12 protein-coding genes and 2 pseudogenes are annotated in these 19,139 nt (G+C 55.5%); 4 read left to right on the top strand and 10 right to left on the bottom strand.

The genetic code is table 11. The features are described from left to right. Positions 1-142 (top strand): annotated as a pseudogene (locus H162_RS34520) (IS5/IS1182 family transposase); the annotation flags it as partial. A 143-nt stretch (positions 143-285) separates the two neighbouring features. On the opposite strand, the gene H162_RS0127525 reads toward H162_RS34520, so the two are convergent. Beyond that, positions 286-1,575 carry a phage integrase N-terminal domain-containing protein gene (locus H162_RS0127525; RefSeq protein WP_020656705.1) on the bottom strand — a complete coding sequence of 430 codons (1,290 nt, stop codon included), beginning with the start codon at positions 1,573-1,575 and terminating at the stop codon, positions 286-288. A gap of 927 nt (positions 1,576-2,502) precedes the next feature. Here H162_RS0127525 and H162_RS0127520 point away from each other — a divergent pair. Both H162_RS0127520 and H162_RS34515 read left to right on the top strand, forming a co-directional pair. Continuing rightward, positions 2,503-3,510, top strand: a complete 1,008-nt coding sequence (locus H162_RS0127520) for a ParM/StbA family protein (RefSeq protein ID WP_020656704.1) — start codon at positions 2,503-2,505, stop codon at positions 3,508-3,510. Positions 3,511-3,524: 14 nt separating this feature from the next. Beyond that, positions 3,525-3,968 (top strand): hypothetical protein, encoded by a 444-nt coding sequence (locus tag H162_RS34515; RefSeq protein WP_156885837.1) that lies wholly within the window; start codon positions 3,525-3,527, stop codon positions 3,966-3,968. A 14-nt stretch (positions 3,969-3,982) separates the two neighbouring features. On the opposite strand, the pseudogene H162_RS34510 reads toward H162_RS34515, so the two are convergent. The 8 genes and pseudogenes from H162_RS34510 to H162_RS0127480 form a co-directional block, all read right to left on the bottom strand. Then, positions 3,983-4,255: pseudogene (locus H162_RS34510) on the bottom strand (transposase); the annotation flags it as partial. 189 nt (positions 4,256-4,444) lie between these two features. Beyond that, complete coding sequence (locus tag H162_RS0127510; protein ID WP_020656702.1) at positions 4,445-5,164, bottom strand: hypothetical protein; 720 nt, start codon at positions 5,162-5,164, stop codon at positions 4,445-4,447. Continuing rightward, positions 5,161-7,161 (bottom strand): BREX-3 system phosphatase PglZ, encoded by a 2,001-nt coding sequence (gene pglZ, locus H162_RS0127505; protein ID WP_020656701.1) that lies wholly within the window; start codon positions 7,159-7,161, stop codon positions 5,161-5,163. Before pglZ ends, H162_RS0127510 begins: the two co-directional genes overlap by 4 nt. After that, positions 7,158-9,986, bottom strand: a complete 2,829-nt coding sequence (locus tag H162_RS0127500) for a helicase-related protein (RefSeq protein WP_026355178.1) — start codon at positions 9,984-9,986, stop codon at positions 7,158-7,160. Before H162_RS0127500 ends, pglZ begins: the two co-directional genes overlap by 4 nt. Beyond that, positions 9,986-12,766 (bottom strand): DNA methyltransferase, encoded by a 2,781-nt coding sequence (locus H162_RS0127495; protein WP_026355177.1) that lies wholly within the window; start codon positions 12,764-12,766, stop codon positions 9,986-9,988. The genes H162_RS0127500 and H162_RS0127495 overlap by 1 nt, the downstream gene beginning before the upstream one ends. 56 nt (positions 12,767-12,822) lie before the next feature. Further along, a complete protein-coding gene (locus tag H162_RS0127490; protein ID WP_020656698.1) occupies positions 12,823-16,548 on the bottom strand; it encodes a DUF6079 family protein in 3,726 nt (1,241 codons plus the stop codon). Positions 16,549-16,566: 18 nt separating this feature from the next. Next, a complete protein-coding gene (brxF, locus tag H162_RS0127485) occupies positions 16,567-17,022 on the bottom strand; it encodes a BREX-3 system P-loop-containing protein BrxF (RefSeq protein WP_020656697.1) in 456 nt (151 codons plus the stop codon). 12 nt (positions 17,023-17,034) lie between these two features. Further along, positions 17,035-17,949: a helix-turn-helix transcriptional regulator gene (locus H162_RS0127480; RefSeq protein ID WP_020656696.1), complete on the bottom strand. Its 915-nt coding sequence runs from the start codon at positions 17,947-17,949 to the stop codon at positions 17,035-17,037. Between the two features lie 483 nt (positions 17,950-18,432). Here H162_RS0127480 and H162_RS33630 point away from each other — a divergent pair, with 483 nt between their 5' ends. Continuing rightward, positions 18,433-18,696 (top strand): hypothetical protein, encoded by a 264-nt coding sequence (locus tag H162_RS33630; protein ID WP_051110022.1) that lies wholly within the window; start codon positions 18,433-18,435, stop codon positions 18,694-18,696. A 162-nt stretch (positions 18,697-18,858) separates the two neighbouring features. Here the strand turns inward: H162_RS33630 and H162_RS0127470 are convergent. Beyond that, positions 18,859-19,139, bottom strand: a 281-nt coding sequence (locus H162_RS0127470) for a transposase (protein ID WP_020656695.1), incomplete at its 5' end; no start/stop codon positions are given.

The following is a 19,139-nucleotide window of genomic DNA, read 5'->3' as shown; positions in this document are numbered from 1 at the left end:
GAAGAACCTGTTCCGTCATCGGAAGACACGGTACCGCGGGCTGGCGAAGAACACTGCACAGCTGTTCACCTTGTTTGCCTTTGCCAATCTGGTGCTTGCCGGCCGTACCTTTGGGAGCGCTCGCGCCCGAACTCCGTCCTGAATGGGGAAACGCGTGCCGCGACACGCCGAAACCTGCTCGGCAGCGTCGAATAGACGCAAAAAATAGCTGATTTCGGCGCTCGTCTCTGCCGGCACCGGTTTGTCGCACCGGCGCGAAGGAAACCTTATTTATTCAGCGCTTCCTTAAGCATCTCCCCAATCTTTCACAGCCTCAACCAACATATTTCTCTCCTCTAATAACAATAAGAAATCTTTCAACATGGCCTCGGCAGTAACCCGTAGGGCAATCGATACCGCGCGTTCCGGTGCAAGCCAATCCACTCCATGACGCCGCGCATGCTTAGCCCACAACACGTGCGCCTGCTCGACAGTCAGTCCCAAGCCTAGGTCTGCAAGTGCATCTTGTATTGCGCGGCAGTCGTTCAAGCGCTCAGCAGGAACCTCCGGTAGTCCTACGACATCCAAAATACGGAGCGATTCTCGGAGTGTTTCTTGCCCCTGCTTGTCTAGCGGGTCTCTCGTGCTCGCTCTGGAAGATCCGATATAAGCGATCATTACAGACTGGCGGCTGTGCCCCAACGCTTGGGCGACCTTCGCCTTCAGGACGCCCAAATCAGAGCGATCCAGCTGCCCGGCTCTCCCACCCATCGTCGGTGGCACCATTCCAAGCAATAGCGCTTGGTTTTCTGCAAACTGCGCCCGTAACCCGTGACCTGTTACGCCGGCATCGGCCTTGGTGAAACCCAGCGACGCCATTAGGTTTTCATACCGGCGGATGTTCTGTTCGAGACTGGCTGCTTGGCCAGATCGGGCATACTCCCAACCGAGCGGTTTGTCTTTTGGCGCCCGAGCTTTGACGTACTCCAGCAGCTCACGTTGTGCGCTCGACTCGATTGGAATGTTTCGCCAGCGGCCGCCTTTTCCCATTCCCGGGAAAACCTGAAGGTATTGGCCGTAATCTTGGACATGTGGATTACATTTCAGAACCTCTTCGCGCCGTAGTCCGAAGCCCAGCTCAAGACGCAACATCAAGCCAAGGCGAGAATCGCGTTCGTCTACCTTCCGAAACGTCTCTACGGGATCGATCCCATTTCCCGACCAAGACTTGGTGGTTTGCGCAGCGGAACGCACCTTCAACAAAACCGGATCCACATCTGGCAGATACTTCTGAACTGCGCCGACCATGCCGGGCTTGCCGAGCATTGTGCAAAACACGCGTAACCGCGACAGGTCGTTCTGAATAGTCTTGATCTTTTTGTGCTGGCAATACCACCAATGCTTGACCAGCACTTCGATATGCCGCTCGCCAAAGTTTTTCGGATCCTGGATCTTGTAGCCAAGCTCGTGTAGGAGCCAGATCGCTGCATACACCACCTCTTTCGTCAGTGTTTGGGTTCGCTCGGACGCGACTTTCCCATTTACCCGGCGCCAGCCGTGCAACTCCATCACAGCGTTCACTTTTTGCTTCCACATATGACCCCACAAAAAAACTATCGATACCTCATATCATCAACAGCGGAAATGTGGCGGATCGTGCTGGCGGGGGTAAGGCGCCCGTCTTAAATAAACCAGTTTCGCGTCCGAGGGCCTTACTGCCAACCGCGGATGCGCCGAACCCTCGCGGCAATCGGTCTCTCTTCCACGGAAGAGAACAGAGCTTGAAGCAGTGTCTCGCTGCGCATTCCCGGACCAGGTCCGGGCGTTGAGGATGCACGCCTCCAGTTGCGAAATGACCAGTGTGAACTGGCGTGATGTTCATAGGTGCCGTGCCGTGAGCACATACGGCCTAAGGGGTAACTAACCCGATCACGATGGTTGCAGTTGGAAGATAGGAGACGTGACTCTTCAAAGCGAAGAGCGGATGTGGGATGGCTAGAGGCGGCTGGAAAGGCAGACAGCTTAGGTAGGGATTTCGATCTGTGACCGAGTTTTCCCTGCCATTGAGCTAGCAAGCCGATGACGACACGTTTTCGGGATCACTCTGTACCTGTCTGTGGAGTCCCGCGGACGAGACTCAGCCAGATAAGAGCTGATTTTTTAATGGGATGGGTGCTTGCTATCGGATGAAAGCAAGACGATGCCAAAGCCTGGCGTTGCGAAAAGCTGTTCTCTCTCAGTAGACAGAACAACTTGTAAATATGGGTACAACAATGCCGGAGTCCGACCTGCGCAACTGTAATGGAAAGATGGCTAACATGTCAAGGGAAATTACTTCCCAGAACGTTACTCGGATTTCCGCATGTGGTGATAGGTAGTGACGGCGCAATTTTGAACCTCCATATCCGACACGGACGGATTTCAGGTCTCGATTGCTGTTCGGTGTCGCAAAACCAAACCCGACTTGCGCACGTCGACTTGCACGTTACCTTTGAATCTTTCTTCACATCTGGAGGCCCATACATGGAAAACCTTTCGATCGCAATTGACGGCGGCCACTCAATGTTCAAAGTTCGCGCGGCGTCGCTCGCATCGCCTGATGAGCGTCTCTCGTTCCAGATCCCGACCGTCGTGATGCCGGCCATCCCGCTGACCAACGAGCAGACCCGCCAAAAAGCCGAGCTCGAGACTGTCGAGTTAGACGGCCGTCGATACTTCTTCGGCGAGACCGCCTTGCGGCAAGGCCGCTCCGAAGTCTATACGGGACAAAACGCGGACTGGATCGAGAGTCCGCAGCACGACGCACTGGTGCTGGGGGCATGGAGAAAGGCCATGCAGGCATTTGGTAATCCTGCTGCGCGGGTTCATCTGGTGATGGGCTTGCCGGCGAAATTCGTTGGGCCGCAGCGCGACACGCTTCGCAAACGCATTACGGACTTGCTTATGCCGCGGCTTCTCCCAGGCCAAACACTCAGAGTGATGGTCCAGAGCCAAGCGGACGCGCCGCTGCAATGGCTATCCATCCAAAGTGATGGTAGCCCGCATCCGAAGCGAGACCTCGACAACGAGGCTTGGGGCGTGATCGAGATCGGCCATTACACGACCGACTTTGCCCTGTGCGACCGCGGTGCTATGATGGAATACGCGGCCGTATCGTGCGCAGGAATGCATCTGGTCTACGACGGCATGTCCAGTGCGCTGGCGCAAGCCAAGCTGCCGACGTCCCTGGACGTGGTGGAGGCAGCGGTGCGCAGTGGCAGCATCAAGCAGTTTGGCAAGCGGGTCGATGCGTCGCATCTGCTACAGCAAGCGAAAGCTGGCTTTGAAGCGGTAGTGATGGATGAGGCCAACCGGGTGTTTGGCCAGAAGGCCGCAGTATTGGACGGGATCATCGTTGGTGGCGGCGGCGCCGAGCTGCTCCTCGACGGGCTGAAACAACGATACCCCAATGCTGTTTCCAGCGACGAGCCGCGGATGATGGTGGCGGAAGGCTTCTGCCGCCTCGGCTTGCTGTCCCTGCTTCAGTCGTGACGCCGGAACTTCCCATGTCGGCACAAACGGAAAAGCCGCCGAAAACCGGTGCCGAGATCACCGTCCGGATCAGCCTGGCTTTTCAGGAGGCACCCGACGTGCACACGCTACTGACGATGACGCCGGTGCGCGAGCGAGGAAAGCTCGTGCGCTTGGCACTTGAACGGTACATCGCGGAGACAGGCCATCCGGCAGGTGATGTTGAACAGCAGATTCGAGCGATTTCGACCTGGCTGCGGTCTCGGACTGCCCGTACAGAAACGGTCGTGGGCGTTGACGATAAACTCGTAGTAAACCGTAAGGTGGATGCTGGAAGTACCCCCCAGTTTAACGGCGTAGCGACATCGACGCCGACGCACACTGCCCATCCTCTCGCCGGGACGCTTGGGTGCGGTGATTCTGCTCCCGAGGAGGCAGACTCTTCGGCGTCATCCATTAAGCGGTGGCTCCAAGCCTAGAATTGTGTTCTTATCGGCTGCGCGCCGATCGTCACCGCTAGGTGTTTCTGGCGGCTGCTGATGGTGCTGAAGTCGGGCACTCGCCAGTCCAAGCCTGCCAGCTTGAGCAGGCTTTACGCCATACACATCGCCTGGCGCAGCGCCAGATTGAACAGGCCCTTGATGGTTAGGCAAAACTGGATCGCCAACTCGCTGTATTTCGGGCTGCGGCCCCGTTTGCCGCTGGCACTGCCGTGCCAGCACATCTCCTTGTCCAGCCAGATCAGCAGCGAGCCACGCGCTTTCAGCGCAGCGTTGTAATCGTTCCAGTCGGTCGTTAAGTCTTTTGGGTTTGCTGGGCACTCTTGCTGTCAGTTTACCCGAGCCCTAGCCTAGCCGCTGTACGGGCTGATTTGTGCAACAAAGCCCTATACGTACCTCCTCGCTACTGTAATTTCGGCTTTCAAACGGTGCCATCTTTTCTCTCTGCGATTTGTTCAACCGCGTAACGCTGCAAACTGATTGCTGGGCCCTTCCGCTCTCAATTCGATGGTGTCGCTTTTAGACAGCACGTAAGGAAGTGACTGGACAATCTGGAAGGGGTAGATCACAGCCATGGTTGGCAAGCTAGTAACAGGCATGGCTTTGCCGGTGAAGCGCAGCGCTGCCTCAACAAGCCATGTGATCACTTTCTCGTCTGAGACTTTCCTCTGGGGAAGTCGATTAAGGCGCTTGCCGTTCTCGACCCGTTCGATAGCTCCCCAATTGGCTTGTGTTTGGATGACAGCCTGGGTTGCTCGCTTGGTAACCTCTCGGTCACCATACACTTCGCTCATGCGGCGGTGAATTTCTGCCACAGAGCAGTCACCTTGAAGTGCTGTAAGCCTGCCAGAGAATTCGGCTACCTTGCCAAAGTACGGGTAAGACGCGATAGCTGATCCCCACGCAAAAACAGCAGTCATCGCGCTATCATCTTGTACGCTGAAGATCTGCACGCCTCGATCAATGAAGGTGACAAGTTCGTTACGAGGTTCAATGGCCAGAGCATTCAGCTTTGTTCTGGTTTTTGATTTGGCTTCCTTTCCGAAGCCGGCGCTGTCCAGCAGTGCCTCGAGGTCGCCCAGGGTTGCCAATCCGGCGCGGACTTTGATCGCCATGGCCACCCAGTCCAACTGGATATAGCGATCGAATCCGATTTGTGGGGCTGATTGAATCATACGGTTTCACTCACTTCCATCACTTTGACAAAAGGCACAATCAACTCTTCAACTGAGATGCCACCGTGTACGACGGCTTGGACTCCGAGTTGTATGAAAGCAGTGCGCCCAGCTGCGTACAGGGTTATGAAATCCGCAGGTAGTCCGGCGATGTCAAAATGATATGTATTAGGGTTAGATGCAGTTACCTGTTCCAGCGTTTCCTTGACCCGGTAGGTCCGTACTCGCTCGCTACGCATCTCAGCCGCAATTCCTTGATTGGGTCTGCCCTGGCCCGTGGCTTCGACGTTGCCATGGTCGGCCGTCAGGTAAATGTTGAAGCCTTTGTCGATCAGTAGCTGAAACAGCTTTTCAACAAAGCCTGTGTCAGTCCAGTCCTCGATGAGTTTGGATGCGCTTCGCTTCCCGAGGAAGGCGCTATGAACAATTCCATCGACAGTGTCTACGACGATGCCGGCCACTTTGAGCTGCGGCGCAGACAATGCCGTATCAAGGTTCTGCAGGTCAGCGTTGTTCTGGATGCTTTTCCTGTATAGAACTTCGTTGGCTTTAAGTCCTTCGTTTTGCCAGAAACGCGACCATTGGGTGGGCTCCGAGGAGGTACTCTCGATCGAGGAGGCGAATTCGCGCGGACGCAGTCCAGAGAAAATCGCCTGTCGTGAAACCGACGTGATGGTTGGGAGCCAGGCAAAGCATGTGTTTTCCTCAAATCCCAAATGAGGAGCGCGTTTGGCCAGAGACTCGCGGATCTGTACCCACTGGTCTATGGCAAGACCATCAAACACAAGAAGAGCGATCTTGCTTTCTCCTGCATTCCTGCGCATTGACAAGAAGTGGGGAATCCGATGAACCATCACTGGCGCTTTAGCGGCGGGCAGTGATGGCAAATCTCCGTAGTGCTTTTTGACCCACGCCAGCAATCGATCATCCACGGTGTTCTGCAGCGTGGCGATCGAGCCTTTCAACCCTTCGGCACGAGTAGAGTCCAAGGTGTGAAACCGCGCAATCAATTCTCCTAGTCGGCGCGACAGGTTAGACCAGTCTCGATGGGTCTCCACCGACCCAAGGGACTGGTGGATACCCTTAACCCCTTCCTCAACCAAGTTCCGTAGCCACAACGGGTCTTGAACAACCCCCGCTTTCGCCCATTCAGGAATATGTGCCAGGATGCCTTGTACAGCGAGTGGGTGCAGCAGACCATCCAGGAACATTGAATCAACAATGACTCTTACGTCAGGGTGCTCAAACGGCACCTCAACCTTTGCAACGAGCCCTCGTGCCTCAGATTCGCCAATCCGCGTACCGCTTAAACCACGTTTCTTGAGGTAGCGAAACCAGGCAACCTGTACCGTCCTAAGTAGCGTGCTCCTGGAGGAGAAAAGCTCGCTGATTGGCAGTCCAGAGAATTCCGGGTTGTCATCCAAAACTTTTGCCACATGGTCTGCGAGTACCGTGGGCAAACTTGCATCCCGGTAGTGCAGCTTCAACAGCACGTTCCACAATTCCTCAGAGCGCGAGATGAGGTGCGGACTAATCTTGAAAATGTGTGTTAGTACAAACTCTTTGGTTGCGTCGCCGCCCAGCATTTGAGATGCATGCTTGGTATGGGCAGCAAACAGAGCCTCGTGGTATTCGGCACCCAGCGCGCGCACGACAGGGTAATTTAGCTTTGAAAAAAGGTTGGCAAGACTCAGGCTGACCCGTCTGGCTTGTTTCAAATAGTCCCATGGCAGATCGCTCGTGTTGATGCTGCGCAAGTGCAGGACCAGCGATTTTGCCGGCCCCTCCTGCCCTTGGTCCCACGCTTGGCGGTAGCGTTGCTCGTACTCGGCACGGAACACGACCGCGTCAAGGAAAGGCAGAACCTCAAATCCGCGATCCCGTAGACCTGCCAGCACTCGCTCATCTAATAAAACATTATCAGGGTCAGCAGCGATCCATAAACGCGACAGTTCGGCCGGAAACTCTTTCAGGATGCGTTCAATCCACAAACTCATGCAGTCCTCCCTGAGCTCATCGTCGGTCCCACACGGACCATCATGACGGCATTAAGATCGGGTACGCTGGCGTCTGCCTCATCCAAGGCGGCCAATCGAGCCTGATACTCTGCTTTTAGGCGTTTCCAACGATGCTCTCTGACCGTCGGCAGACCGATGCGGCCGATTGCCTGGTGCCGTGACTCGTATGCGTACTCAGCCCGTTCCCGTTCGTCTTTCAATTTGCTGCGGTGCTCATCAAGCAGGCCGCTGAATAGCCGTTCTCCGTGAGTCTCGGCCGCTGCCATGGACGTCTCAAACCACGTCAGCGCATCCTCGGTGCAAGACGAGCCGGTAATCTCGACGTGTTCTGTGAGCAGCAAGTCCCAAATTCGCTTCGCAGTTGGCACAAATGTCCGACCGTCATCTGTGGCGAACACCGGCAAAAAGCGCTTTCTCTTGAAGCCCTCGGCCACCAGACTGATTTCCCAAAGTGACCACACGCCGGTAACGCTGGCTGGCAGCCCGGTGATGGTCGCAATCGGTAGGGGCTGGCCAGCCACGCAACGAGGGAGCTCACTGATGACTGCACGGGCGCGTGGATCTTCCAAAGTCACCCATTCCAGCTCTGGGTTGTTTTCTGCCGTTCGTGCGTCGAAGCAGATCTGGGCAGACTCACTTCCATCCAGCCACTTCACGCGCCATGCATTACCCTCCTTGGTGGCACCGCCACCGCGAGAAGGCAAGCCCATGGTGATAGCTCGTTCGAGCCAGAACTGCGCCGGGTGATCGCGCCATTTACGAGCATCTTCGGCATCCAGGGCGTGAGCATCAGAGAGCAGGTCGCTGTTCTTCCTTGAGTCGGCCACCTTGTCTCGGACTTGGCTGATCACGGCATCGCATTCCTGCTCGATCGAGTCAGGGTTTTGCAGGCCATGCACGAACAACTCGTCAAAGAGGGGTTCAGACTCGACCGAATCCATCACGTCTGAAGCCTTGTCGACGCCAAATTCCTGCGCAATGACCTCCAGCTTTTCCTCAAGTACCTGGCGGACGCGATGCTCGACAGTGTCTTCGAGCACGAAGTTGATGGCGCGCACGACATGCTTCTGGCCGATACGGTCGACACGGCCAATGCGCTGTTCCAGGCGCATCGGGTTCCAAGGCATATCGAAGTTGACGATGACGTGACAGAACTGAAGGTTCAAACCTTCACCGCCAGCATCTGTCGAAATCAACACACGTACATCGCGTGAAAAGGTCTGCTGCGCCTTCGCCCGAGTGTCGAGATCCATGCTTCCATTCAGCAGTGCGACTGAAAATCCCCGACTTTCTAGGAAGTTGGCCAGCATTGCCTGGGTTGGCACGAACTCGGTGAAGATCAACACCTTGAGCTCTGGATTGCTTTCTTCCTGCTGCAGCTTATAAATCAACTCCAGCAAGACTTCCGCCTTCGCGTCAGTTCCCTGGCTCTCGGTGGCTCTGGCCAACTCCAGCAGCATGTCGACTTCTGCTTTTTCCTGTGCCCAACCAGAGGAATGCACGGCGATGTCGACTTGAGTTTGGCCGTCGAGGTCAGCCCATTCATCTATGTCAGTTGCCTCGAACAGCGATACTTGTGGTTGCGGGGCATCCAGCAGAGCTTGGCGCTTTTCCAACGTGGTCCGAACTGCAGCAGTGCTTGATGTCACCAGCCGCTGCATCAGGATCATAAGGAAGCCAATGTGCCTTTGCTTAGCAACCAGCGCTTGGTTGTAGCCGTGGCGAACATAATCGGTAACCGCCTCATAGAGGCGCTTTTGCGCATCGTGGCGAGCTTGCCAAGCAACAGTATGCAAGCGCGTAAGGCGGGGCTTGAACAGCGGTTGCCCCTCGGCATCGATTGAGACGCGCTTTTCCGTGCGGATGACGAAGGGTTGGACGCGATCGCGGTTGACGCTATTTTCATCTGGGAATGACTCGCGGTCGATCAACTGCATCAGTCGCAGAAACTGGTCCGTTTTACCTTGGTGGGGGGTTGCCGACAAGAGCAGCAGGTAAGGCGCAGCTTCTGCCAACGCAGCACCCAGCTTGTACCGGGCCACCTGGTCAGTGCTGCCCCCCATGCGATGGGATTCGTCGATGATGACCAGATCCCAGGAGGCAGAGATCAAATCTTCAAAGCGCTCCCGGTTGTAGTTATTGAGTTGTTCAAGACTCCAGCCCCGCCGGCCTTCAATCGGCTTGACCGAGTCCAGGGAACAGATCACCTGCTCGTGCATGCGCCAGAGGTTTTCTTCGTCATTGCGCCACTGTCGGAAGGCTGCCAATTCAGCCGGGTCGATGTACTGTAACTTTTCCCCAAAGTGGAGGCGCATTTCAGCCTGCCACTGGCGCACTAAGCCTTTCGGAGCGACAACCAGTATGCGGCGTGCCATGCCGCGCAATTTCAACTCGCGCAGAATCAAGCCGGCTTCAATGGTCTTGCCCAGCCCCACTTCATCTGCCAACAAGTAACGGATTCGATCGCGGCTCATTGCCCGATTCAGGGCGTAGAGCTGGTGGGGCAAGGGAACCACGCTGGACTGGATGGGGGCCAGCAGCAGGTTATCTTCCAAGGCATCCTGCAGTTTGGCCGCAGCAGCCGTGTGGAGGATCTCCTCAACGGAGGTCTGCAGATCTTCAAAGTGGGTCAGGTCCTGAGCCCGAGCACGCATAACCGCGTCTTTGGCAGGTAGCCAGACGCGGTAAGCGGTTTTTCCCCACATCTCCTGCCGATCTACAACGCGGCAAGGGGTTGCGTGGCGGGTGTGCCAGCACCATGCCCCTAGCTCATGCATAACCTGGCGTTGACCTGCCTGGCTCATTAAGCACCTGCTTCCGTGCGTGTCAGTGCCTGGTCATACCAGAGCAAGAGCTTCTCATCTTCCTGAAGCGCTTCTTCTGGGATCTTGTGAGCGATTTCGATGATCGCCTTGTAGTTCTTGGCTGCCCAAGCCGCCTTGAACCCGGCTCGCAGAACCTCCAGACGAAATTCCTTCAGCTTTCGACTCGTGGATGCTTGGTAGGCTTTAAATTCCTTCAGCAATGCTTTGTCGCGTTTCTTCTCCAAGTCTTGAGCCTTGTTGGGGTCGGGTACATACCAGCGGTCTTTTGCCTTGGCTACAAGCGCTGGGTTAGACTTGTCGAGACTGCGAAGATCCTTATGGTTGGTCGAGAGGTAGCTGTGGATCTGACTTGGCACTTCACCCATGCCGTCGTAGCGCAAAAAGTTATCTTCCAGCAACTGGTCCAACTCCGGAATGATTTCACCCTTACGCTTGGCCGATCCAGTCAGGGGGGTGTACTCGGGGTGAATCTCCGACCGAGTTGATGGGCGTTTGAGCAGGAAGTTGGTTAGCCAGTCGATGGCACTGCGTTCATCAGAAACGAACAACTCTGCTTGCTTCACCTGAGGAATACGTGACCGCGCTTTTTCGTACTCGACGAGTTGATCAGCCAGGAATACCATGCCGTCCATTTCGCGGAAACGGACAGGGAGCTCGGCCAAAAATTCAGGAGTTGAGATTGGAACCATTTCGCCATGGCGGATAAACCAGGACGCCATGCGGTCGTAGATCCGACGAGGGTCACGTTCGACGATGTTTAGCAATTCCTGCGGATAGCCAGAGGTCACTTTGACTGCTGGCAATTGTTTCAAGTGCGTCTGCACGAAGTCCCATGCGGAATCCACAGTGGGACCGTCGCGGTTGAATCTGTCTTCCAGTCCTCCATTAGGCTTGTAGGCAGAGATCACCAAATCCTGCTTCACAGCGGTAGCAGAAGTGACTTGACGGTAGCTACCTTGCACCTTGTCAAGCGCTGTTACCTCGGCCACCACAAAGCCAGCTTGCTGCAATGCCACCTGAATGGCATTCCAGACCGCAGCCTTGCTGTTGGAGAAAACCACAGTCATCCAGCGTCCTGGCTTGAGAACGCGGTAGTACTCCGTAAAGCAGCGCTGCATCAGTTGCTGATACTCGGGAAGCCCCTTCTTTTTGAAGCGATCAACAATTGCTTCGGACTTTGCATTGGTGGTTACCCGATGCCAAGATTCCACAAGAAAATTGAGGTCAGCATAATAGATGTTTTCACCGAATGGTGGATCAGTAAAAACATAATCTATGCTGTTTGGAGGAAGGGGTAACGCGGCAGCAGAGCCCAAGTTAATGGCAGCCATGCTCTGTTGGGTTCGATACGCTTGAAATGCTTTAACGAGCCTATCCAGTTTGCCACTAAGGTTATATTGCGGGCTGCATTCTGCCGTCTGAGATGCTACGTAGTAGACTCCATTCAATGCGCGGTTCACTTGCGAGAAATGAGATGGGCTGTATCGATTGAGGACTGAAAACCCCCAAATAGCCTGCTCGACGAAGAACAGAAGCATTTCACGAATTCGCCCGTCTGGTTGTTCCTGAGCTTTCCTCCAAAGACAAGCTAGGGCATGTCCCGCCCGAGACAAAAAGAAATGATGGATATGTGTAATCCCGGAGTAATCCATCCGCGCACGCTCATGCGTCATATGCATCGGAGGAATTTCCATCGTTGGAAGCCCAGCAGGCAAAGGCAACTGTTCGATACGAAGCAGCAATGCAATATCAGCGGCATCAGGAGTCTTTTCGTATCTTTTCTCCCCCGCTACATACGATATTAGTGCTGGTTGTCTCTTTGGCGTCTGAATCGTTTTCCCTGATGCCTTATCGACATTTGCGACAAAAAGTCGCTCCATCTTTTGTTTTGTTAATTCGGCGCCGCAATGTGGGCATGGGAATGAGGCTTTGACTCGCTTTGTATCATCATCGAGTGCTTCATCGGTAAAATTCACATCGCCGGCGCAATCCGGGCAACTGTAGATCTGGCTCCAGACGGTAAATTCAATGCGCCCTTTTGTTTTACCATCAGTGTGCGTGGTTTCGTACATCCAGCCGAGTTCTTGATCGACTTCGCTTAGTAGCCTTTTGCCTTCCTTTGCAAACGTCTCAACGTCAAATGGCAGGTTGTAGTTGGCTGCGATAAACGTGGCGGCAGGAGATAGGTCGTTAAGGATGACGCGGCGAGCTCCCCATTTCGGCGTGGCTTTGCCTTGCTTCTTCCATTCGATTTCCAATTCATGCCGATAGGCCGAGGAGGCAGATCCACACCACTGAGCCGCAACACCGGTCATGCCAGAGCCACCAAAACCATCCAGAACGATGTCACCCGGCTCGGTGTAGTGCAGGATCGATGGAACGATCGCAAGGTGTGGAACCTTAGTGTGATATGAGTGCGCCTTGTAGAGCGGGTCGGTTTTACCGACCGAAACGTCGATTGTTTGCGGCTCACGGCTGTACTTCACGCTCGGGTCGTAAGGCTTGCCGTGGTGGCGTACGAAGTCTTCGAGGAAGGGGTTCGGGCAAGCTGTGTAGTACGGCGGGTCCGACATCGCAAGGATGGCCTCGTCCGTACCTTGCGGGAATCCTTCGATCTTGCGAAACGTAGGGTCTTTCAACCTCTCCGCCAACAACTTCAGGAAGTGCTCGCGTCTCGCCTGGTCGGATGGGAATTTCAAGCCGAAGCATTCCACGGGCTGTGAGCCCGTGCTGGTCTGGCCGTGCAGCAAATCATTCATTCTGTAATGTCCTTAACATTGCCTTTGTTGTTGGCGTGCGTAGTTGGAACTCGCTTTCACTCCACCACAAAGCGCAGCTTGCTTGCTTCCTTACCCTTGCACCGATCGTTGAGTAGAGCCTCGAAGCGTTTGCGCAAATCCTCTGGCGTAGCGGGTGACCCGCCATGCAACAAAGCCTTTCGGATATCGTCGGTGCTGACGTTGATCTTTTCCAGACCCGAGAGAGCTTCTGAAATCGCGGTGACAAAGTCTGGCGGTACCGGTTCTGGCAGCTTTTTCGAGTCGATGAATTGCTGGATCAGTTCACGAGCAGAGGGCTTCAACAATTCAAAATTGGTTTGGATAATTGGGTCGTCCAGGTTATCGAGCAGAGTCTGCTCCCAGCTGGCAAGCAAACGGCCCAACTCTTCATCCATGTGTTTCAGGACATTGGCGGCCGGCAGGAAGTCACCCTGTTCGTTGGCAGGGCGGAAGTTGCAATGCGGGCAGAACGGGCTGGCGTTGAGATCGGACTCCACCAGTGATGCGCAGCTCTTGAGCTTGTCCAGTTTTTCATCAAAAGCGTTAAGTTGGCTGGTAGGCATCAAGGAAATGCCGGCCAGCGCCCGCATGGATACCAGCCGAGGATCACGGCGCAGAGATGTCTTGGAGGTTTCTTCCGCTACGCCTAGTCGCGCCTTGCTGTGCTGGGCAATATAGGCGTTGATGTAATCTTTCTTGAGTTGGCTCAGCGCTAGCTTGTATTCGGGTGCGTATGCGGCATGCAGGTTGGAAGACAGCTTGTCGAGAATGATTTTGCGCGCATCCTGGGCTTGTTTCACCCAAGCGTGGTCGCTGGTGAGCACCAGTTCAGCTTGCGACGAGTAGTTGGCTGTACCGCCGAGCTCGGCGATCAGCTCATCCAACTTTTCAACAGATGCCAGGATTTCAAGGTTTTTCTTCTGTGCCTCGATTTCATCCGACCCAACGCGCAGGTTTTTGAGTTTGCCGACCGTGTTGTAGGGCGTCAAACCTTCGGTGAATGTCTTGAGCGCTTCAAGTCGACCGCACCAGTCCGCCAGTTCCGTTTCTGTCAGCAGCGGTTTGCCCCAGAACGCCAGCTTGTTCTGCAAGTCCGTATTGGCAGTTAGGACACGTGCGACTAGTTTGGAGACGGCATCCAGGAGTTGCTTGACCGGTTCCTCGGAACCTTGCGTTGCCAGTTGGGCCAGTCCGGGCGTCAGGCCCAGCAGCTCAAACAGCGACTTGAGGACAGTGACGTTGATTTCCTTGGGTGCCTCGATATGCTTGAACTGCTTGAGTTCGTCGAGAGTGCGTTCGCCCAACAAGCTTATCTTGCCGGAATCGATCTTGTCGCCGGTAATGGCCAGGACAATGTCGCCAGAGTAGATCAGGCCGCCCAGCACAGCGACAAACAGATCAGGCTCCAGACGGAATTTCAGGGGGTGGAAGTATTCGACGTCCGTCTGCCCATTCAGCAGTTCGCTGCGGTTGAGCACTTGGCCATGGCCTTTGGCTTTGAGGCGGGTGAGGACTTCCTGCGTGTAGCGTGAACGGCCAGGCTCGATCTTGTCGCCGTCCATCATTTCCATGGCATCCAAGATGGCCGTGGCATCCTTGGTACGCGCGCCCCCCGCAAAGGCCTTCAGTGCGCTCAACACCAGATTCTTGCGGTTGCCTTCGGTGACGAGGGTGGAGAACTTGGGGTAATCCGGCGCCGCTTCACTAAAGTGAGCGTTCAGGGCGATCCCCGAGATCACGTTCACGATGTCTCGGAAGTTGGCTTTGTCGGTTGCGCCCAGACGCAGCTTGTCGCGCATGGAAACGCCCTTGGACCAGTCCAACAGTGTCTTTGTCTTGCCTTGGTAGGTGAGCTCATACGCGGACATTTGTTTATCTTGCAGCCACTTACTCATGTCCTTCAGCGCGGTCTTGGCCTTGTCGAGGTAGATGTTCTTCGCCCCACCGCTGGCGGTGGATTCAAGATCCATGGCCGCAGCGTAAATGGCTAGGTGACGGCGGATGGTTTCATCCAGCCCCTTAAAGCGCAAGAACACTTCGTCGGATTTGCTCTCGTCACGGAACCGAGGTGGCTCGAACGGCTGGATGAAGTAAATGTAGAAGTCACGCTCGGGTTGGGCAGTCGGGCGATCGTTTGGGGCTCCGAAGAACAGGTAGCCATTTCGTTCCACCTGCTTGTCCTGCCATTCAATCTGGTACTGCCAAATCTGGTGGCCGGTGACATAGGTGCTCTCGTCAGTGCGCTCCATCAACTGCTTGATGGCGCTGTAGTAAGCGCGGTCCAGCGCATCGTCAGACAAAGCATCTGCTCGCTTTTCGATCTGGGCGTCGTAGTCGACGTCCTTTTTCAGATCAAGGTAGTACTGCTCAGTGTCGGCGGCCTTCGAGATGAATTGGCCGTTCACCGTTTTGACGATTTCCCGCATGGTGGTGTGAACGGCCGTGAGCAGATCCTCTGCCGGGTCGCCACCCATCTCTTCGATACCGGGTTGATACAGGCAAAGGGAGTCCCGCAGCTCAATAGCGGTCGGGCCAATCGGAATGTAAATGTCGCCACCCGTGGTTAAACGATGCACCGACAAACCGCTAATGACCCGCAAGGCCATGGCCTTGTAGCCAGGGCGGGTAAAGGCTTTCTGAACACGTTCGGTCAGAACTTCGGAGACCTTCCAGACGGGACCAATGTTCGGGTCAGCCTTGAGGACGCCGTTGGAGGTAACGGTATCCCAAAATTTGTCGTAACCGATCATGCCGGGCCGGTCTTCGGGGACGTCGGTGTTGAGAATGGCTTGGATTTGGTCGCGCAGAGTGACCAGGGCGCCACGCTTTTCGGTAAAAACCAGACGCTCAAAGGTGCCGATGTATTCCGGATGGACCGGGAACAGACGAACGAATTCGTCCATCCGTTCGTTCATGGAACTGTAGAACTTGGCAAACTTGGTGAGGTAGTTGCGAATCTTGTCCTGTTGGTCCGCACTCTTTTTGAGCAGGCGTTCGGCCACCACGAAACTCACGTCTTGGCGAGCCAACAGGATCTGGGTGAAGCGGTCTTTCACCCGACGCAGGCTGTCGGCCACATGCTGGAATCGTGAGCTGTCGAAGATAGCTTCCTGGACGCCGGCCACGAAACGGAACCGCAAGTGCTTTGTGACTTCGCCAATCTCGCGCAGGAAAGACAGATCTAGCACCAGATCGTGGTCTTTGCGGGAGCGCAGGTATTCCAAGAACTCATCTACTACCAGCAGCACACCGTGATTGGGGTGCACCTCGGCAAAGGCGGCCATCATTTCTTCAAACGAGGCTTTGTTGTTCACGACCTTGTCAGCCGGTGGGAACGAGAAGCTGATGCCGTTTTGGTCAAGGAACATCTCAAGCTGTTGCGTCACGATGTCCCGCAAGGACATCTGGCTGGAGATCTCAATCCGGTGCACCTTGAATTTGCCAGCGATCGATTGCGCAGCTTCGGCTACTTTGGGGTGGCGCACCAAGGGGAGATAGGCGGCATCTTCGGCGACCAAAGATAGCACAGACATCAAGTGCGACTTACCGGTACCGTAGTTGCCAACGACCAGAACGCCCTTGTGGTCGACCGAGTCATCGAACGAGAGCTGCGGGATCATCTGAGTGGCAATCCGCTCAGCCATGTCGTCAGAAATGACGTAGGTGCCGACCAGTTTTTTGCCTTCGTCGGGGCGGTTGGCGTCGAGCAGTTGAATGACCGATTCGATCGGCTCGAACTGAATGAGATCTCCGTAGCGCATGCGTTTCTCTAACCTTTACTAAATTACGAAGGGGACCACGCCATCAAGGCTGTAGTTCTGGTGTTCTGGGTGCCCCATATTGGCGTATATCAGACGACTATTGTTCAGTTCACCAGGCCAAATTGCGATGACACGACGTGAATGTGCATGCCGCTTGAGCAGGTCTAGCGGGTCAAGCTGCAGAGTTTTGTCGAACAACACTTCAAGGTTGTCCAAAAGCAGCAAATCCCCTTTGGCGTGCTGGTCTGCCAGTTCCCGCAGGATGTTGACTGCTTGAAGATGCCGTTGTTTCGGGGGAAATGCTGCTAACCGGGCAGCCATTTCTGCGCTGACATTGAGCGGTGTAATTAAACGCTTCATGGCCAGCGTCTGTATCAACGCAGTTTTGCCGCCATGGCTCGTCCCGATAATCAAGAGGAGCTTGCTTTGAAGCGCACCGATCTCATCGACCAGTTGGTCTAGTTCTTCAACCACGAATCACCTCGGTCAGTTCAAGCCAGCTTCAGGTCGAAGCTGATCAGGGGCACGGTATCCGGGAGCCAGCAGAGCGTTCTTGACGCCATAGAGCGCTAGCGGGTCGCGTAGCCACAAGCGATATTCGGGGCCACGCAGGCTGTGGTCGGGCGAACAGTCCACGCTCCACTTGCGCAGGATGTACCCGGCTGTGGCGGCGCGCAGTTTCATCCGCAGCACGCCATCACGCATGCCGTAATCCATTTCGGTGATCTCTGGCCGGGGTTGATCCGGATGCGGTACCAGCTCGAGCTCGACGATCCGGGTCCACTGAATGTCTTGATCGCTCGTCTCGTGGGGTGCCACTGGCTGCCCTTTAAGCATCACGGGGCGCTTGATCCGGCTGATGACGAAATCCCGGAACTCTTGGGACTTTCGGTCGAACGCGCGGACGTGCCAGCGCATGCCGTTGTCGATCAGAGCGAAGGGGACGATCTCTCGCTCGGTGCGGCCACTGGAGATGGAGTGGTACTCAATGCCCAGCGGGCATTCCTGATGAATTGCCCGGGTCACACTTGCAAGAATGTCCAGATCTGGGTGGGTGAGCCGGGATGGGCTCTCGCTGGCCACCCACGCCTTTAGCCGCACCGGTTCGCCATCGCCAAAGCCCTGGGTCAGCCACGACAGCACTCGCTCTGGGGGGAAGTCGAATACCGGCCGACAATTCGACCAGAGGACATAGGACTTGCTCTTGGAATCATAGTCGATGTTGCCGGGTGCCATTTCCTTGTACAGCGCCAGGTCCCTTGATGCGGCGGCGGCTTGGATACCAAACCGCGTGACTAAGTCCTGGCGACGGATTTCCCCGATGAAGCGCACGCGCAACTCCACAAACGCGAGTCGATCGCGCTGCGGTTGGGTTAGTTCAGCAAGCTTTTCGATTGGCATCCCGTGTGGCTTACGCGATCTAGGTTGCAGTGGTGCGGATTGTTGCCGAAAGTATATAAGCTGCCCTAGAATATGTCCATCAACTCAGAATGATGTCATATCCGTCGCCTAAAGATACGATGTTTCGTAGAGGCATCAAAATGCACAGCTGGGGCGTCGAACCAATAAGGGTTAATTTGTGAAGGCATAGCCGTTTACACTAGCTTCAAACCCAAGGGGAGCGCGTACGACATCGACTTCAGTACCGATGAGCCTGGTTGGTTGCTGCAGCAGCGCCAACTGCACAGCCGTCGCGCAAGGGGCAACACCTCCTATCTGCCCTTTGGGCAATGAGCTCCGTCGAGGAGCCGGCCCGCAAGGACAGCAAGGGCTGCAGCGGCGCCATGCATGTTGCGCTGCTCGGTCTGTTCGCCTGGCGTTTTCGGCAGTACGAGTCGCCCGAAGCCGCCTTCTGGCTGGGCATTGAACTGCCTGCATTGACAGATGTGCGGCAACGAGAAGGTCCGCTACGTCCACATCATGGAGCGCCTGGATCTGGACAAGAACTTCGATGTCGGCTGCGTCTGCGCCGAGAAGAGGAGTGGCGATTACGAGGGACCGAAACGGCTTAAAGCCCAAATTGGCGCAGCCCAGCGTGCCGAACCCGATGGCTGCAGCGCAGGTGGCGGGTCTCCGCCAAAGGGAAACGGCTTTTTGAACGTCGATGGTCACAACCTCGGCGTCCATATGAACAATTTCAAGCGGTAGGGCTATCGGCTCGGCAGCCGGTCAGCACCCAGACCTGCCCAGCTAAGGACGACCCCAAACTGGCGCTGTTCGACAACTTTTGGGTATCGCCCCAGGATGACGACCGGCTGTGGGCTTCGGACTGAGTCCACGAGGCTGGCGAATCAGTCGTAGACTAAGTAGTTACGAGAAATTTACTGTGAATTCTGTCCCGAAACCTTGCATCAGGGACCGGATTTCGTCGAGCAGCGCCGTGCCATTCATAGCGACGAAACGACGCCAGAAGTACTTGGCGTGTTTCCAGAGGATCTCAATGCGATTGAGTTCCGGGCTATACGGCGGCAAATAATAGAGGTGGAGGCCTTGGCGCGCCCAGTGCCACCGCCTCTTTTCCATCGCCTCACCTTTGTGGATTGCCGCGTTGTCGAGCAAGACAATGCGTGGCACCGCATGTGGCTGATCTG

It is taken from the genome of Massilia niastensis DSM 21313 (assembly GCF_000382345.1).
GTDB classification, from domain to species: domain Bacteria; phylum Pseudomonadota; class Gammaproteobacteria; order Burkholderiales; family Burkholderiaceae_D; genus Telluria; species Telluria niastensis.
This window is presented reverse-complemented; position numbering and strand designations above follow the sequence as displayed.